The 17,248-nt window shown below is 35.6% G+C and carries 18 protein-coding genes; 8 read left to right on the top strand and 10 right to left on the bottom strand.

What is annotated here, in order from left to right:
• Positions 1–85: 85 nt before the first annotated feature.
• Positions 86–1,360 (top strand): MFS transporter, encoded by a 1,275-nt coding sequence (locus tag FJR45_RS11680; RefSeq protein ID WP_193150677.1) that lies wholly within the window; start codon positions 86–88, stop codon positions 1,358–1,360.
• 8 nt (positions 1,361–1,368) lie between these two features.
• Here FJR45_RS11680 and FJR45_RS11675 read toward each other — a convergent pair whose 3' ends face one another.
• From FJR45_RS11675 to FJR45_RS11660, 4 genes are read right to left on the bottom strand one after another with little or no spacing between them, the layout of a single operon-like run.
• Positions 1,369–1,641 (bottom strand): type II toxin-antitoxin system RelE/ParE family toxin, encoded by a 273-nt coding sequence (locus FJR45_RS11675; RefSeq protein WP_193150676.1) that lies wholly within the window; start codon positions 1,639–1,641, stop codon positions 1,369–1,371.
• Positions 1,634–1,882: a prevent-host-death protein gene (locus FJR45_RS11670; protein WP_193150675.1), complete on the bottom strand. Its 249-nt coding sequence runs from the start codon at positions 1,880–1,882 to the stop codon at positions 1,634–1,636. Before FJR45_RS11670 ends, FJR45_RS11675 begins: the two co-directional genes overlap by 8 nt.
• A gap of 44 nt (positions 1,883–1,926) precedes the next feature.
• Entirely contained in the window at positions 1,927–2,925 is a 999-nt protein-coding gene (locus tag FJR45_RS11665; protein WP_193150674.1) for an efflux RND transporter periplasmic adaptor subunit, read from the bottom strand.
• The gene (locus FJR45_RS11660) at positions 2,922–4,100 is read right to left on the bottom strand and encodes a TolC family protein (RefSeq protein ID WP_193150673.1); all 1,179 of its coding nucleotides are present in this window, start codon (positions 4,098–4,100) and stop codon (positions 2,922–2,924) included. The genes FJR45_RS11665 and FJR45_RS11660 overlap by 4 nt, the downstream gene beginning before the upstream one ends.
• Positions 4,101–4,252: 152 nt before the next feature.
• On the opposite strand from FJR45_RS11660, the gene FJR45_RS11655 reads away from it, so the two are divergent.
• Complete coding sequence (locus FJR45_RS11655; protein ID WP_193150672.1) at positions 4,253–4,591, top strand: hypothetical protein; 339 nt, start codon at positions 4,253–4,255, stop codon at positions 4,589–4,591.
• A 93-nt stretch (positions 4,592–4,684) separates the two neighbouring features.
• Complete coding sequence (locus tag FJR45_RS11650) at positions 4,685–6,124, top strand: sensor domain-containing diguanylate cyclase (RefSeq protein WP_193150671.1); 1,440 nt, start codon at positions 4,685–4,687, stop codon at positions 6,122–6,124.
• A 63-nt stretch (positions 6,125–6,187) separates the two neighbouring features.
• Here the strand turns inward: FJR45_RS11650 and FJR45_RS11645 are convergent, their stop codons facing one another.
• The gene (locus tag FJR45_RS11645) at positions 6,188–7,579 is read right to left on the bottom strand and encodes an OprD family outer membrane porin (RefSeq protein WP_193150670.1); all 1,392 of its coding nucleotides are present in this window, start codon (positions 7,577–7,579) and stop codon (positions 6,188–6,190) included.
• A gap of 277 nt (positions 7,580–7,856) precedes the next feature.
• Between FJR45_RS11645 and FJR45_RS11640 the strand changes: the two genes are divergently transcribed.
• The gene (locus FJR45_RS11640) at positions 7,857–8,459 is read left to right on the top strand and encodes an ISAs1 family transposase (RefSeq protein WP_193149934.1); all 603 of its coding nucleotides are present in this window, start codon (positions 7,857–7,859) and stop codon (positions 8,457–8,459) included.
• On the top strand, positions 8,440–9,021 hold the full coding sequence (locus tag FJR45_RS11635) for a transposase (protein WP_347402233.1): 582 nt from the start codon (positions 8,440–8,442) through the stop codon (positions 9,019–9,021). Before FJR45_RS11640 ends, FJR45_RS11635 begins: the two co-directional genes overlap by 20 nt.
• On the opposite strand, the gene FJR45_RS11630 is transcribed toward FJR45_RS11635, so the two are convergent.
• From FJR45_RS11630 to FJR45_RS11610, 5 genes are all read right to left on the bottom strand, one after another.
• The gene (locus FJR45_RS11630; RefSeq protein ID WP_193150669.1) at positions 8,990–10,153 is read right to left on the bottom strand and encodes an ArsS family sensor histidine kinase; all 1,164 of its coding nucleotides are present in this window, start codon (positions 10,151–10,153) and stop codon (positions 8,990–8,992) included. The genes FJR45_RS11635 and FJR45_RS11630 overlap by 32 nt on opposite strands.
• Positions 10,150–10,833 (bottom strand): response regulator transcription factor, encoded by a 684-nt coding sequence (locus tag FJR45_RS11625; RefSeq protein ID WP_226966432.1) that lies wholly within the window; start codon positions 10,831–10,833, stop codon positions 10,150–10,152. Before FJR45_RS11625 ends, FJR45_RS11630 begins: the two co-directional genes overlap by 4 nt.
• Before the next feature lie 76 nt (positions 10,834–10,909).
• Positions 10,910–11,389 (bottom strand): DUF302 domain-containing protein, encoded by a 480-nt coding sequence (locus FJR45_RS11620; protein ID WP_193150668.1) that lies wholly within the window; start codon positions 11,387–11,389, stop codon positions 10,910–10,912.
• A 215-nt stretch (positions 11,390–11,604) separates the two neighbouring features.
• Complete coding sequence (mutY, locus tag FJR45_RS11615) at positions 11,605–12,522, bottom strand: A/G-specific adenine glycosylase (RefSeq protein ID WP_193150667.1); 918 nt, start codon at positions 12,520–12,522, stop codon at positions 11,605–11,607.
• 29 nt (positions 12,523–12,551) lie between these two features.
• Positions 12,552–14,324: an ABC transporter ATP-binding protein gene (locus FJR45_RS11610; RefSeq protein ID WP_193150666.1), complete on the bottom strand. Its 1,773-nt coding sequence runs from the start codon at positions 14,322–14,324 to the stop codon at positions 12,552–12,554.
• A gap of 102 nt (positions 14,325–14,426) precedes the next feature.
• Here FJR45_RS11610 and FJR45_RS11605 point away from each other — a divergent pair, with 102 nt between their 5' ends.
• From FJR45_RS11605 to FJR45_RS11595, 3 genes are all read left to right on the top strand, one after another.
• Entirely contained in the window at positions 14,427–14,705 is a 279-nt protein-coding gene (locus FJR45_RS11605) for a hypothetical protein (protein ID WP_193150665.1), read from the top strand.
• A gap of 322 nt (positions 14,706–15,027) precedes the next feature.
• On the top strand, positions 15,028–16,176 hold the full coding sequence (locus FJR45_RS12615; protein ID WP_193150664.1) for a cytochrome-c peroxidase: 1,149 nt from the start codon (positions 15,028–15,030) through the stop codon (positions 16,174–16,176).
• Positions 16,173–17,243, top strand: a complete 1,071-nt coding sequence (locus tag FJR45_RS11595) for a metallophosphoesterase family protein (RefSeq protein ID WP_193150663.1) — start codon at positions 16,173–16,175, stop codon at positions 17,241–17,243. Before FJR45_RS12615 ends, FJR45_RS11595 begins: the two co-directional genes overlap by 4 nt.
• The last annotated feature ends 5 nt before the right edge of the window (positions 17,244–17,248 follow it).

The following is a 17,248-nucleotide window of genomic DNA, read 5'->3' as shown; positions in this document are numbered from 1 at the left end:
CTTCAAGCTATTTTTTAGTTCTTCTCATTGCTTAACTTAATGGCGTTGGAGGTGCCCTTAATATATTTTCTTATAGAATTAGGGTATGCAAAACAATAATAAAAAATCTATATACTCATGGGCACTGTATGACTGGGCAAATTCTGCCTATGCAACAACGGTTATGGCTGGGTTTTTCCCTATTTTTTTCAAGTCTTATTACAGTGTGGGAACTGAGGTGACGGTGAGTACCGCACAGCTTGGATTTGCAAATTCGATTTCCAGCTTTGTGGTTGTTCTTCTCGCCCCTTTGCTTGGAGCTGTGGCTGATGCAGGTTCACTCAAAAAGCGTTTTTTGTTTCTTTTTGCATTTTTGGGTATTTTGATGAGTGCCTCACTGGCTCTTGTCGAGCAGGGAAACTGGCAGATGGCGGCACTTATCTATACATTGGGAAATATCGGTTTTATGGGATCAAATATTTTTTATGACGCTTTGCTTCCCTCTGTGAGTGATGATAAAAATGTTGACTATGTTTCAGGACTGGGCTTTGCCCTGGGCTATCTCGGCGGGGGAATTTTATTTGCACTCAATGTTTTTATGGTGCAAGAACCCTCTTTTTTTGGATTTTCTGACGAAGCTGTGGCAATCAAAGCCTCATTTGTCAGTGTAGCTGTGTGGTGGGCACTTTTCTCTCTGCCTCTTTTGCTTTTTGTAAAGGAGAAAAAGAGAGATAAAGAGCAGAAAAATATTTTATTGGTTGCAGGATATCTGCGTTTGAAAAAAACCTTTCAAAGAGTGAGAAGTCTCAAAGGACTTTTCCTTTTTCTTGTTGCCTACTGGCTTTACATTGACGGAGTTGATACTATCATTCGTATGGCAGTTGATTATGGAATGGCGCTGGGGTTTGACAGCAACAGCCTTATAATGTCCTTGCTTATTGTCCAGTTTGTCGGGTTTCCGGCTACGCTTCTTGTCGCAAAACTGGCGGATACCTTGGATACGAAAAAAGTGATTTATCTCTGTATCAGTGTTTATATTTTTATTATTGTTTTTGCATCAATGATGGAGGAGGAAAAAGAATTTTATATACTGGCTTTACTTATTTCTCTTGTTCAAGGTGGTATTCAGGCATTGAGCCGTTCATATTATGCCAAAATGATACCACAAAAATATGCAGCTGAATTTTTTGGTTTTTATAATTTACTTGGAAAATTTGCAGTTATTGTAGGACCACTTTTGGTCGCTTTTGTTGCACTTTTTAGTCACAACTCCAGACTCTCAATTGCTTCTGTTGCTGTTCTTTTTATTTTTGGAGGATTGTTTCTCTTTTTTGTAGATGAGAAAAAAGTGGCAAAAGAGGTTCGCGAAGCGATGGAATAAGATGTAAATTAATATACTTCATCATGTGAACCGATGTCTATAAGAACAATCTGTTCATCGATGATGATAAAATCTATGAGGATTCTGTGGTCCATATCAATAGAGACAGAATGATATTCATTTAACGATCCCTGCAGTTTGTGTAAACGCAGTGAAGGGTGAAAAGGGTTTTTTTGCAAGAGAAGAATAGTTTTTGTGTATTTTTCTTTTAAATTTTGATGCTTTTTAAAAAACTTTTTTACTGTTTTTTCATACTTTTTACTAAAAGTGATTTCATACATCAGCTATTTCTTTTAAATGTTTAACTACATCTGTATGATAATCTCCATTTTTAATATCCTCCATCACCTCTGTATAAGCATGGTCGAGTTCCAAAGCACGCAGCTCTTTGTACCGTTCTACATCCATAACGACATATTTTTTTTCACCACGAAAATTGATGATAACCTCATCCCATTTCTCCAAGAGTTCCCCAAAAAGAGAAACTCCCCGTTTTTTTACTTCATTTGCGCTGACTATCATAAGAGTATCCTTAAAAGTACTTTTAAGAGTATTATAGCACAGTCTTAGTAAAGCCCGTTGATCTGCGCATCACTGTCCATCATAAAGAGGGCATTGTTGACAACTTCATCACCTGCATTTAGTCCGCTTGTTATGATGTATGTTTCATTATTGAGCGGTTTGATATCGACTTCCATCGGTTCATACTCTCCCTCAAATTCTCCGACAACAAAAACATAATACTTGCCGTTTTTTAAGATAACCGCACTTTGGGGCAGTGTCAGGTACTCTTTTGCTTTGTCTTTTGAAATGACATCCGCATACATTCCCGGAAAGAGGCTATGGTCTTTGTTCGCCAAAGTGAGTCGCATAGTCAGTGTTGCCTCTTTTGGACTCAGGTTCGGATAAAGAAACTTTGTATGTGTTTCATATGTTTTGTCGGTTGTTTTAAAACTGACGCGAAAGTCATTGGCATGTTTGAGCCATTTGACATCATCTTCAAAGACCTTTACCTCTACCCAGACATCATCAAGATTGACTATCTCAAAAAGATTTGTTTTTGCATTAAAAGCAGATCCTTCATTAATGTTTTTCATAAAGATATAACCGCTTTGCGGTGCATAGATTGTTGTGTTGGGTGATACTTTTCTCATCTTTATAACTTGAGAAATCTCATTTGGCGCGACTTCCAGTAGGGCAAGTTTCAGTTTGGCACTTTTGAGCATGCCTTTGTTCGGTCTGTTTTTTGTGTAGTTGTACGAGTTGACATAGTCCTCTTTTGCCTTGTATACCTCAGGAGAGTAAACAACCGCCAAAGGCTCGCCTTTTTTGACATATTTGTAAATTTTGTCGGCATAAAGTTTTTCGACAAATCCTCCAAAACGGGGACTCACTTCATACACTCTCGCTTCATTTGCTTTGACAAAACCGTAGTTCTTTTTAGAGTGGCTTGTTTTTATTTTTTGTACTTTTACGGTCTGAACTGAAAAAAGCTGTTGTACCGATGCTTCTTTTGCCGATACCATCAACGGTAACAAAAGTAGTAGTAATTTTAAATTTTTCACTGTAATTCTCCTTTAAGTTGTGCTATTTTGGCTTGTGCCAGGTTGTAGTTTGCGACCGCTTTGATACTTTTTTGTTCCAAATCAAGTTTTTGAAACAGGACATCTATATATTTGAACAAATCAGCCCCAACGGAGATGGAAGAGCTTGAGAGCTCAAACATGTGAGCAACCTGGGGAAGGGCCTCATCTTGGATAATATGGTAAATTTCATACGAAGAGAGCATTTGGGCATAATAGGCTTCAAGTTCGGCATTGACAGATATCTGAGTATCTGCCTTTTGGCTTCTTACAGAGAGAACCAAGGCGCGTGCTTCTTCTTCTTTATAATCCTCTGTGCCGTATATAGGCAGGCTCAAACCGAAACCAAAGTTAAAATAGTTATTAAAATTTTCTCGAAGAGCATAGCCTGCGATGAGATTGATGTCCGGATAGTTGTTGAGATCAGCCATTTTTAATTTTGCATTTTGTTTGAGAATCTCTTTGTCTTTTATTTTAATATCCGGGTTATCTGCCAAAGATTTTTGGAGTTGCCCTAAATTTGGTTTTTTTCCCATTTGTATAGTTATCTCCAAATGTTGGACTTTAAATGAGGCCAGATAGGAGAGTCTTGCATAGGCGGCATTGATTTTTTCACGCAAAACACTTTTTTGGATTTGCAGATCCGAGAGGGAGAGTTCCGCTTTCATTATTCCGATATGCTGGTTTGCATCAATACTTGTGTAGGATTCATACAGATCAATGTTTTGTTGTGTCAGTGTGACATACTCATCAATAATTTTATACAACTCCCCCAGTTTCCAAATGGTGTAGGCTTCACTTTTTATCTGTGCAACCAGTTTTGTTTTTGCTGCATTTAATTGTTCCTGCAGCAAAGCATCTTCAGCTTCTGCAATTCTTTTGTTGGTTTCACGTTTATTGTAAAAAGGAATTTTTTGTTTGAATGTCACTACAGACTGACTCATCGCCTGCGAAGAATTGAGTGTGTTTTTTGTTATGAGCAGTTGGGGATTTTCAAATTGATTTGAGACTGCTATATTGTATTTGTTTGCCTCAATTCTTGCATTAATAGCTTCGAGCGACGGTTTTTTTGCCAAAGCGGTATCAATAATCTCATTCAGGCTGATTGCCTGGAGCCCACTGCAGAGTAAAAAGATACCGAGTATCATCGTTTTCATAAATTATTCCTCTGTTTTTTAGTTTTCAAAGTATAGCATGCTAATGTGTAGTGTTTGTGAGTTTTGTTGCTTATGTGGCGACTCTAACTCAGCCAACGAAGCGGTGAGAAAGTCTTTTATTGTTAAGATGTCGTTTTAATAAAAGGGAAAAAATGAAAGAAATAGAAGAATTACTGCAAAAGTACAACCACTTTAAACATGAACAACTGCGTTCAATACAGCAACTTCCGGATGCAACAGTTGTGACACTTGGAGTCTTAGACGATGAAGGTGAAGATGTCAATAGTGTTGATATTACATTTAAAGGAGTGAGTGCATCAAGAATCTTAGATAACAGCGTACTCTCTTTTATGGATATGGGCTTTGGAATTACACTTATAAAAGAAAAAGATTTGTATGGCTTTGCACTGGGAAGTGGGAGTACCATGTTACATGTACACAATGCGCCTTTGTATATTGTCGCTTCTCAAATTAGTATAGAAGAAAAGTAAGGTAACAAATTAACATAGCTTTCAGTTTGTTTGCTATAAGCTATTTGTATGAAGAACTCAAAAAATAAATTTTTTATTATTGGGATTAGCATTTTGCTTGTATGGGTTTTTATAGAAGCATACCTCTACATGATAGCTGTAGAGGCACAAAAAAACTATACTGACAATTTACTCAAAGATGCACAGGAACATTATGAAGAGATAGAAAATATCCGTAGTCTTCCTGCAGAGATTGGAACTTTTTATGTAAAAGAAGGTGATACCTTTAAAAAAGTTGATTCCAAACTGCTTGTGCAAACTCTCTTGAAACAATACCAAAACAACGATTTTTACTATACAGTGACTCCAAAGCTGTCAAAAAAACCTACTTACAGGCTTGAGAGCGAAAAAAAAAGGCTTTACTATGTTTACAAGGACATTGCCATTGATATGGATGCCTCTTTTTATGTAGAGAAGATACAGAGTGTCTGGATCAAATTTTTTGCAGTAAGTTTTTTATTTACTGTTTTTACATTTGTTCTTCTTTTTCTCATCAGGTTTTTACAAAAAAAGAGCAGCAGTTATGAAAAGCTAAGCAATACACTTGAACTCAAAGTCCGCCAACAGACAAAACTGCTCGAAAAAGAACATGCCAAAAAAGAGATTTATCTGGAGACCCTTTTTGAGAAGAGTCCCAATATCATCATTATTACAACCGGCAACAGCATTACCCGGGCCAATGAAGCATTTTTTAAATTTTTCAAAGAGTACGCTTCTTTGGAAGAGTTTAAAAGAGAGCATGAATGTATTTGTGACTTTTTTTGTGCATCATGTCATGGCGATACCATCAACAGTACAAAAATGCAATGGGTAGAAGAGGTTCTGAGTGAGGAAGAGCCAATCATAAAAATCTGTTACCTGGAACAAGAGTACTACTTTTCTGTGTATGCCAAAAAGATATATGAAGAGAATAAAATGCACATGATGGTGACATTAAATGATATAACAGAAATATATAATATTCGGCATAAATTTGAAGATTTGTCCATGCAGGACGCACTGACAAGTATTTACAACAGGCGTTACTTTAATGTAGTGTTTCCCCAGGAGCTAAACAGAGCAAAAAGAACCCATGAGAGTTTTTGTTTTGCGATTATGGATGTGGATAATTTTAAACTCTACAATGATAACTACGGACATGATGCAGGCGATGAAGCTTTGCAGAAAATTACTGCAAAAATCACAGAACTGACACAGCGTGCCAATGAGTTTTTTTTCCGTTTGGGCGGAGAAGAGTTTGGTTTTGTCTGCAGTGCCTATACAAAAGAGGAAGCCTTTAGTCACCTGCAAAATATATGCAAAGAGGTGCAAAACCTGAAAATTGAGCATCTTTACAACGAAAAGTATGGAGTGCTTACCATATCTATAGGCGTATGTTATCTCTCTGATGCACGCAAGGGTGAAGTGAAACATATTTATAAAAGTGCGGACAATGCCCTCTATAAAGTGAAAGAGAGCGGAAGAAACAAAGTTGTTTTATTTTCTGTGCCTTAGTATGAATCAATCGTGTATATCCCTTCTTTAAAAAAGAAGGAAAGGGATTGACTAAATCTAGTTTTAGAATATATATGAAGTTATAAATCTGTAATGATCCATTTCTCTATTAAGCACCGTAGGGTATGCTACACCATCATACTCGCTTAATCTTTTTGCATTAAATACTTTAAACATCCATTTTCTGTTTGGTTTATATACTAAAACTGTGTCGAGTTCATAGGCATTGTTTTGTGATACAAAACTTGGGCTGGGGCTGTTTCCGGCAGATGTTAATGACTGTCCATAATTTGCATAACTCATCATGATTTTTAATCCTTTGAAAATAGTATAATGACCTCCTATCTTATATGCTGTAACATCTTCTCTGTATGCATTACGAGAGAATATTGAACTAGTGTAAGCCGGATCTGCTCCCCAAGCATTAAAATATTGTCCTTCTTGATTTATTGGATCAGAATCTTTTTTTCCAGATTGATTGAGTGCTATATACATTCCAATTTTTTTGTTGCCTACAAATGCCTTAAATCCGTATAAATTAAAATCTCTAGCACCTGCCAGGGCAGTTCCTGTATCTTTTTGTGCTAAATATTGAGCAGATAATTTTAATTTTATACCTTTTTTGATTCCAAGCGTGTATTGTAGTTCTGTATAATAATCTGTAGCAATATCCCATGAATGATAGATCCAAAAATTAGCTTGAAAATTGTGAATTCCAGTATATGTTAGAGCAACTATGCTTCTTCCATTGGTGGAAGTTTTTCCTGCGGCAGTACCTATGTTATAAAATTTTGCTTGTTCTAAATCTCCACCGGCTTGTTCAAATAAAACTCCGCTACCACCTAATCCAACACCTGCAGTGCCAGTTTTTTCTCCTATTACTCCCCAGTCAGCCATTGCTCGAGAGCCAAAAGAGATTTTATTGATATGCCCTCCTGTAAATTTTAAGCCTTGTGTGATTTCACTCTCAAGTATATAGGCTTCATAAAAATTTGGCATCAAAGATGTTTTGATGACTGTTAATGGCGTTTTAAGTTGTTGTCTCCCAAGTTTAAGTTTTATATAAGAATTTTTATAATTTATATAGGCTTCTCCTAGAAGAGTTTTTTCTTTTCCATCAGGTGAAACAACCATCCCATAAGCACCTTTATTATACTCAGGTGCAGCTCTTTCATCCCATGTTGTTAATCCTCCATCTCCGTTTGTATAGGAAGCTACGCCGACCTTTATATTGTCAAAAATTTCGGGTGTTTCATATTTTAATTTTACTAAAAAACCACTTCCATTACTTGGTCCAAAATTATTTTTATTGTCACTTAGAACAGTCATTGCTTTTAATTGCAATTCGATATTCCCTCCTCTGTAGCCATCTATTGTAACCTCTGCTGCATTTATTTGGCTGACACTCGCACAGGTCATTAGAACTACGATTGATTTTTTTAATTCCGTTTTCATTTTTACCCCTTTTTTATATTTATGCTATGAAAGTATTATAAGAGTTTTATATAAATTAGTTGTTAATTTTTTATTAATTGAATGTTAACAGTTGTAAAGTCTAAAATAAATTTATTATAGTTGTTCTCATGTACATATAAAAAATTATAACCATGCTTTTTTATAATATAATCAACAATATATAAGCCTAATCCAAAACCACCCCAATCCTAAAAAAACAGGAATTTAAAAGAAGAACAATAATTGCTTAAACTCTAAAAAACTAAAGTGATTACATATGGCAACAAAAACAAGAGAAAAATTAGCGAAAAAGCGTTCTATAAGAGGGTATGCAGATCAAGCCCAATCAAATCAACTTTTAAAATTGTTTTCAGAGGTGACAGACTATCGGAAACCTCAAGGTAAAAGACACCGACTAGAACATATTTTATATCTTTCAGTATTGGCTGGATTGATGGGAGCAACTGACTATAAGCAAATATCTATTTGGATAGAGAAGCATATTCAAAAAGAACAAGTTAAAAGATTATTAGGTGTAGAGTTTATATTAACACCAAAGAAAAGTTTGGTTTCTGATGTGTTAGCGAAAGTTGATAGCCAAGAAGTTGAAGTTGTTTTTAGGAAATGGATAAGAACCTATGTCGATACAAGAGGAAAGCACCTGAGCGTAGATGGCAAGGTTATGAATGGCAGCAAATACAAAGATAAGAGATCAATAGAAGTAGTTGGTGCTGTTTTATCTGAGATAGGGGTAATAATTGCTCATCAACAAATAGCAGAGAAGTCGAATGAAATACCTGCCCTTCAGGCTATGATAGGGGAATTGGGAGATGAATTTATCTTTACTTTTGATGCAATGAATACCCAAAAAAACTCTTGATGCTATCGAAAATAGTGGTTCAAAATATATTGCCAAGGTAAAAGATAATCAAAAAACCTTACTTGATAAAATAGATGAAATTTCAAGAGATATAAAACCGACAAATATTTACAAGGCTAAACCTGTCCAACAATCTAATGAATGGATTAATAGGAAGGTGTTTGTATATCAACCAACTACTTTTTATCATAATGGCATAACTCATATTCGCTCAATAATAAAAGTTATAAAAAAAGTAGAGTCAACAAATCATAAAACTGGCGAGATTACTAATAGCACTAGAATTCAATTCTGTATTGCAAATTTTCATGAAAGTGCAGAATTCTTTCACAATAAAATTTTACACCATTGGAAAGTGGAAACCATGCATCAATACAAAGATAATTCACTTTTAGAAGATGCTCATAATTGTCATTTAAATCCATTTTTAATGACTATTCTTAGAAGTATGATTTTGAATATTTTACACCTTAATGGTGCAAAATCTATACAAGAACAACTCATCAACAATAGATGGGATTTGGATGACTCTATCGCTCAAATATTAAAATTGAGTTTTTAGAGGATTGTGGTGATCCAAAACTGTGATTTATATTTTTTATACTTTCTTTTGTGAATGCTTTGGTATAATGCTCAAGAGGTTTATCCATTTTTTCACCACGGGAACAAAAAGCCAATGTGTTATTTTCATAATATAGAAAAATAGCAGCATCATCTGCATACTTTATTCCATTATCAATAAGATTTTTAAATACAATACTGGCAAGATTAAAATCAACTTCAATCATTTCATTATCTAGATTGTGGGTTATGCTATCTGGTTCTAAAAAAAGTAAATCACAGGCATTGTTTAAAATATCTGCGATATGGTAGCTTTTTTTATTGATAACACAGTCACAGGCTGTAACATTTTCTATATGTAGGAATTCTTGTACAAGTATGGTTAATCTCACAAAAACATTTGATAATATTGTTTTTGTCCGTGAATCTTCTAAAAACTCTAAGGATAATTGTCCTTTTGTAATTGGTGTTTTTAATTCATGTGTCACATTTCTTAAAAAAATAACACGTGCATCAATCATATTTTGTATTTTTTTTAATGTGTGGTCAAATTCATTTGCTACATCAGCAATTTCATCTTTTCTTGTTGTGGAAAAATCTATTTCATTATTTCCTTCACCAAACTTTTTTATTTTTCTTTGAAGCTGTTTTAAAGGATAAATACTAATTGCAATAGAAATAAATAAAATACATAAGATAACGATAAAGAATCCATAAAGAACCCATACATAATTAACATTAATAAATTCTGTTTTTAAATCTTTCAGTATAATACTTCCTGTTGCTTTTGGTGTTACAATATAACGATAATCACCAAGTTCATAAAGGTCAAAATGCCCTCTCGCACAAGAAACTCTGTCTATACTTTTTGTTTGTAATATTGATTTTTTAAGAGATGCGTCCTTTACTATTTCTATATTCATAGTTTTTAAATCTTTAAGAAGTTGATTTTTACTTCCGCCTGCGAACTTCCATCGCATAATAGACATAGCGACATGATGATAATGTGTTCTTAAATTTGCTTTTGCCGAAGTAAATTCATGAGTATACATTACTTTAAATAAAGCTGTTGTAGCTACAAGTGCGACAATAAAAAAAATTATTATTTTAAATAATATAGAATGTCTGTTCATTCTTTCATCCTGTATCCTATGCCACGAATAGATTCTATATACTTTGAATTTCTTGGAGTATCACCAAGTTTGCATCGTAGCCGGCTAATAATGACATCAATACTTCTTTCATCGCTTTCCCAACTCATGCCATCAACACTGTCAAGAATGGTGCCACGAGAAAGGACTCGACCTCTTTCTTCTAAAAATAGAAGTAGAATACCGTATTCAGCTATAGTTAAAGATAGTTCATTTTCATTTTGAAATATAAGCATCCGTGCTTTATCAACACTGAACTCTCCAAATTGAATTTTTTGTCCTACAATAACATTGCTTTTTTTTTGTCTTAAGTGTGCATGAATTCTTGCGACTAGTTCTCGTGGATCATATGGTTTTGCAATGTAATCATCAGCTCCTTTTTCCAAGCCAAGTACTTTGTCACTCACACCTCCCCGTGCGGATGAAATAATAATAGGTGTTTTGTATAAGGTGGAAATTTGTTCACATAAAAATAAACCATCCATCTTTGGAAGGGTTAAGTCCAATATAATGATGTCAAATTTTTTATTTTTTAGCAAAGAGAGTATTGTAGTTGGGTCACCTTGTATAAGAATGTCCATATCTGCATTGCGAAGATAGTCAGAAATTAGCTCAGCTAACACAAGATCATCTTCGATCATAAGTATACTTATTTTTTTCATATTTTATATGCTCACATTTATAAATTTAGCATATATTACAAGACGGGTGTTAATTTAATGTTAACACCCACTTTAATTAACTTTTATTTTCAAAATCATTAGCATCCTCAATTGCTTTGATTACTTTTTTCTCAAGTTTTTTTAATATTGGGTATGCTTTAGAATCTTTTGGCGCACTTGTTGGTCTTACATACAAAACAGTGGTTTTTCCATCTTTTTCTATAAGTGTTATTCTAATAGGACAGAATGCCATCATTGTTGGATCAGCATTTATAATCATGTTACCGAACTTACCATTACAGGCGACGATAGTCCTGACACTTGAAAGATGAGATGTGTTGAAGTTTTTACCAAATTTTTTTTCAAGCCCCTTTCTCTTAAATTCATTTAAAATGTCAAGTTTCCAAGGAACAACCAGTTTTACTTCTTTGAAGTGTTCTAGAATATTTTCTTCTATTGTATCAATAGAACCTTTGTACGTGACAGAATATACATTTGTCAGAGCGGTAGACCAGAGTGATAAACTCAACAAACATAAAATGAGAATTTTTTTCATATTTAATTCCTTTGTATTTTGCATAGCTTTAAGAAAGTTATGCTGTGTATTTGAAATTTTGTAATGGAGAATTACGAAATTGTTTTAACAGTATAAAAGAAATGTATAAACTAAGTATTAATTTTTTGTTAACGAATTATTAACTGATCTTACATATTGCCATTCCGTCGTTGATAGTAGTTTTAATCGCGAGTATGTAAGAGTCTATATTGCTATTACATAGTTTTTTTGTTCAAAGCAGTTGAGAGTGCTTTTTTTGTCAAAGAAGAAATTGGTGTTACATGTAAGGCATCCGTGCTAACCCAGATGGCTTTTTCAAAAGAGTCTAGATGATAAAGCTTTACATGTAAGCGGTATTTTGTATAGGAGTGTTTGAAACTACCTAAAAAATCCTCTTCAATCGGATCGACGGCGGGAAGTTCAAGCATACCTTTGTACATGTTTCCTGTAGCCGGGGTAAGTGCTATTTTTTCGTTTTGTATGCAAATACCGTAAAAAAGTTCGAGGGATTCATACTCTTTTTTCTTGGTCTGTGTATATAATTCCGCTTCTGTTTTTCCCTGACACTCTTGTTGGAGTGGACACTCTTCACATTTTGGATTTTTTGGTAGGCAGATAAGCGAACCTAAATCCATAAGAGCAAGATTGTGATTTTTTGGGTCTTTGTGATTAAGCAGTTTTTGGGCATATTCCCAAACGGTTTTATCCTTTACATGTAAAAGAGCAAAATAACGCTTGAGCACTCTTGCTATGTTTGTATCGACAACGGGAATACTTTGATTGTAGCCGAAACTGCAAACGGCACTTGCGGTGTACTGCCCTATGCCGGGCAGAGAGAGCAGCTCTTTGTAGTCTGTCGGCAGAGATTTCTGTGCAAGATAGGCTGTTTTATGAAGATTTCTTGCACGCGAATAGTAGCCCAATCCGCTCCAGGCTGCTAAAACATCATCAAGCGACGCATTTGCCAGGCTTTGCAGCGTGGGAAATTTCTCCAAAAACCGGGGATAGTATTCATCCCGTACACGGCTGACCTGTGTTTGTTGGAGCATAATTTCACTGAGATATATACGGTAAATGTCCTGTGTGTTTCGCCAGGGAAGTTCATGCCTGCCTGCTTTTTCATACCATGCCAAAAGTTCTTTTTGTGCCTGTTTTATCTTTTTTATAACAACTGCTCCTTGAGAAATTCGCTGTAGTGTCCTTCTTGTTCTTCAAGTTCTTTATGTGTGCCCCGTTGGACTATTTCACCCTCATTGAGGACATAAATCATATCGGCATTTTTAACGGTGCTGAGACGATGGGCAATGGTGATGACTGTTTTTTGCTCAAGCAGGGGAGCGAGTGCTCTAAAGAGTTTGGCTTCGGTATGCACATCAAGGGCGGAGGTTGATTCATCAAAAATGACGACACTCGGATTCGCGATTATCATTCTGGCGATGCTCAGCCTTTGTCTCTGCCCGCCTGAGAGTCTGATGCCGTGATGTCCTACTATGGTCTCAAGTCCACTAGGCATACTTTTGAGCATGTCTTGCAGCTGTGCGATTTCAAGGGCTTTGTAAATTTCATCATCACTGACATCTTCATGTCCCATTGTAATATTAAAACGCAGTGAAGCATTGAAAAGTATAGGCATCTGCAGGACTAAAAAGATTTTTTGACGCACGGAGTGTTTGTCGAGTTCTTCTGTTGGTATGTTATTGTACCGGAGTTCACCGGATGTTTTTTCATAAAAACCGGCAATTATCTGCGCAAGGGTTGTCTTGCCGCTGCCGCTTGCTCCGATAAGCGCTATTTTTGAGCCGTATACTACATCAAAAGTTATCCCTTTAAGAATGAGTTTGTCACTTGAGGCATAACTGAAACATAAATTTTTCACAGAAATATCAACACTGTTTGCTGTGAGTTTTTTCTCCCCGCTTGTTTCTGTTTTGAGCGTTAAAACTTTGTTTATACGCTCTAAAGCAGCTTTGGCGGAGGCGTAACTGTACTGCATGGAGAGAATGTCCTGTACCGGTGTCATAATAAACCAGATGTAGCCAAACATGGCAAACATCATACCGATACTCAGATCACTGTAGGCTACAAGCAGCAGTCCTGAAGCACGGATGAGTTCAAAAACACTTAAAAAGATTGTATAAGAGAGCTTTTCATAGGCGACACTTTTAAAGCCAAATTCATTGGAAGTATCCTGAATTTTTTTTGCCTGTTCTAGCGCTTTGGCAAAAAAATGCTGCTCTTTGTTACTTGCTTTGATTTGTCCAAAAAGTTCCAGAGTCTCGCCGATATTTTCCTGAAATTGTGCAATTGCCTGGTTTTCTTCTTTTTTGAGCTCTCCCACGCGTGCGGACATTTTCTTGCTGACAAACATGATAAGCGGCTGCACAAAAAGTATGAGTATGCCCAAAACAGGATTGATGATTATCATCACAATGCCAACGGCAATGAGGGTTAAAACCGATGCTACAAAGCGTGAGGCACTGCTCATTATAAAAGCATCAAGGGTGTTTACATCGGTAATAAGGTTTGCAGAAATAGCACCGCTTCCCAGTGTTTCATAGGCATTCATAGAGGTTTTTTGGAGATGTTTTAAGAGACGAAAACGGACCATAAAGGTAACATATTTTGAAATTTCGGTAAATATTTTTGTACTGACAACGCCTAAAAAATAGTATAAAAAACGCAAAAAGATAACGGCAAAAGCAACAAGCGCAATATAGTAAAAAGCAGAACCGCTGCCAAAAAGCCTGTCAATGGCAGGAACGATGTACTCCGGCTTGTGCAAAAGAACTTCATCAACCATGACAGGGAGCATCAGAGGAATCGGTACACTGACGATGATGGACAAAAGAGTAAAAATCTGCCCCTTTATCAGTGCAGATTTTTTATGCCAGGCAAGGCGAAAAATAGATTTTATGGTTATGGAATTGTTATTCATAATGCAATTATATCTCAAAAAGAAAGAGCCAAAAATTAACATATTTATTTTTCTATTTATTTCAGGTATAATATATTGTGAAAATAATAATAAGGGGAAGTTATGAAAAAACTATTGTTGAGTCTTGCCTTTACAGCGTTACATGTAATGGCAGCAAATGCAGAGAATTCTGCGGTAGAAAAAAAGAGTGATGTGGTGAAAAAACACATTCAGGAGCAGATGCAAAGAGAACAAAAATATGCCAAAGAACAAAAGTTTTATCAGGGCAAAGATTATAATCTCTCAGCAGTGGAAGTGGATCCAAGTGATTTGGATGCAATCCCTACCATTGAACCAGAAAATGATTTTGATATGACGGATGTCTACAGAGATGATATTTAAATAGTAAAATAAACGTTCATCCATGCACATGACAAACAACTTGTTAAGTTTCTAAACGTCATGTGTATCATCAATACCTGTTAAGCAACAGGTACTTACCCCTCAACACTTTTATATTTATATGTTTTTCTTATATAAATTATTCATTTTTTTCCCATTCATGGCACACAATGAATTATTTAAAATTTTTTATTACATTACAGTTCTTTTTAAGCATTAAAATATAATAATTACTAAAAGAAAATTATTTTCTTTTATAGGAAGAGGTTTTCAAGTTGCTCATAAAGAGTTGTATAAAACAATGTGAAAAAAGGGGGAAAAGATGAAGTTATGGAAAAAAATCTGTGTGTATGCTGGTTTTGCTGTTATTGCAGAAGCTGCACCGTTGGGACTGCCTGATGTGCCAGTTCCGGCAGATAATCCACAAACAGAGGCAAAAATAAAATTGGGGGATGTATTATTTCATGACCCAAGGTTTAGTGCTGATGGCAAAGTGAGCTGTGCTACTTGTCATGCAAGGGAAAAAGCTTTTACGGACCACTTGAGTGTTTCAAAAGGCTTTACAGACAAAGACGGTACAAGAGTGGGGACCAGGAATGCGCCTACGGTCATAAATTCTGCTTACTATACATCACAGTTTTGGGATGGAAGAGTAGCTAGTTTGGAAGAACAATCTAAGCTCCCACCGATTAATCCCGTAGAAGGGGGCTTGCATTCATGGAAGGATTTAGTCGATATGCTCAAAAAAGATGCATATTATAAACAAGAGTTCAAGAAAGTTTTTGGTGTGAAGCCCTCAGAGATTTCGATAGAGCATTTTTCCAAGGCAATAGCAAGTTTTGAGAGAACAGTTATATCTGGCAATTCAAAATTTGATCGTTACATGTATGGGGGTGATAAAAATGCTTTAAATGAACAGGAAAAAAGGGGGCTGAAAATTTATCTCGGTCAAGGCAGATGTGTTTCTTGCCATGTAATCAGCCAAACACAGGCACTCTTTACTGACAACCGTTTTTACAACATTGGTGTAGGATTTAAATCACTCCAGGGGAAAACAGCTGAAGTTGCTTCTGAATATATAAAAATTCTTGCACAACAAAAAGAGCAGGTAGGAAAGAACAAAAAGAACCTTGCAAGTGATGAACTTATTCTTGCTGAAAAAAAATTCTCTGAACTTGGACGCTTTGTTGTAACAAATGAAGTAGATGAGATAGGTGCCTTTAAAACACCTTCACTACGAAATATAGAGAAGACTTGGCCTTATATGCATGATGGAAGCTTGAGTACGCTTGAAGAAGTTGTTGCATTTTACAACTTTGGAGGTAAACTGAATCCAGATGCTCCGGATTCACCATTTTTAGATGGGGGAATTCGACCGCTTCATTTAAATGGAGAACAGATGGCAGATTTAGTTGCTTTTCTAAAAGCACTTACAAGTTCGGAATTTGAGAATGTAAAGGATGAAAAATGAAAAGAAGAGATTTTATTAAAAAGGCAAGCGTTGTAGCAGCGGGTACTATTTTACCTATGAGCATCATTGAAGTGGCTTTTGCTGATAATATAGATGGTAGCAAATCAGGTAAAAATTTTACTTTTGCTGTCATTTCTGATGCACATTTGCAACAAATTAAAGGGGCAAAATTTGTCAGAAACTGGGATATGGGACTAAAAAAAGCGATTGCAGAGTGTAATTTAATGAATCCAAAACCAGATTTTGTTTTGTTTGGTGGGGATTTAGGACAACTTGGCAAAGCAGCAGAGATTGATCACGGAGCGGAAATTCTTTCGGCTTTAAGAGCACCTGTGAAAATGATGCTGGGCGAGCATGATTACTATCTTGATTTAGGTGAACACTGGATGAATCGTTTTGGTGATCCATATTATAGTTTTGATCATAAAGGTGTTCATATTGTTGTTCTTAATTCTATATTAGTCGATGAAAAATGGACACATAAATGGAAAAATCCAATGGATAGAATGCAAACCATGGCAGGTTTGGATGATCCTAACGGTTCTGCATTTATGGTTGGAGAGAAACAAAGACAATGGCTGAAAGAGGATTTGAGTACAATTTCTAACGAGACGCCTATTATTGTTTTTTCTCACTCTCCTTTACAAAAGATATATAAGGGTTGGAATTTCTGGACTGATGATGCAGAACAGATTCAAGCGATTTTAAAACCTTTTAAAAAAGTAAATGTTATTTATGGTCATGTCCATCAGATTCAATATAATAAAATCGGCAATATAGCTTTTAATTCTGTAATGTCAACAGCATGGCCGTGGCCGTATCCGAAAACTTATACACAAGGTACAAGTTATATGCCAAAACTTACCATTGAGATGAATCGTGCCGATCCATTTTTTGAGCGTGATGCAACTGGCTGGGAGATGATTGATGTGCACTCTGGAAGAGTTGACTTACATTTTCAACTTCCAAATAATGAGAACAGAACGGTAGCATACAATGAAAAAACGCAAGAGCCTGAAGATATAAAATATCAACATCAGAAAATACCTTCACAGAGACATTATTAAGGAGT

This window comes from Sulfurimonas sediminis, assembly GCF_014905115.1.
Classification (GTDB): Bacteria; Campylobacterota; Campylobacteria; order Campylobacterales; family Sulfurimonadaceae; genus Sulfurimonas; species Sulfurimonas sediminis.
The sequence above is the reverse complement of the archived record's forward strand: the minus strand, read 5'-3'. Positions and strand labels throughout refer to the sequence as shown.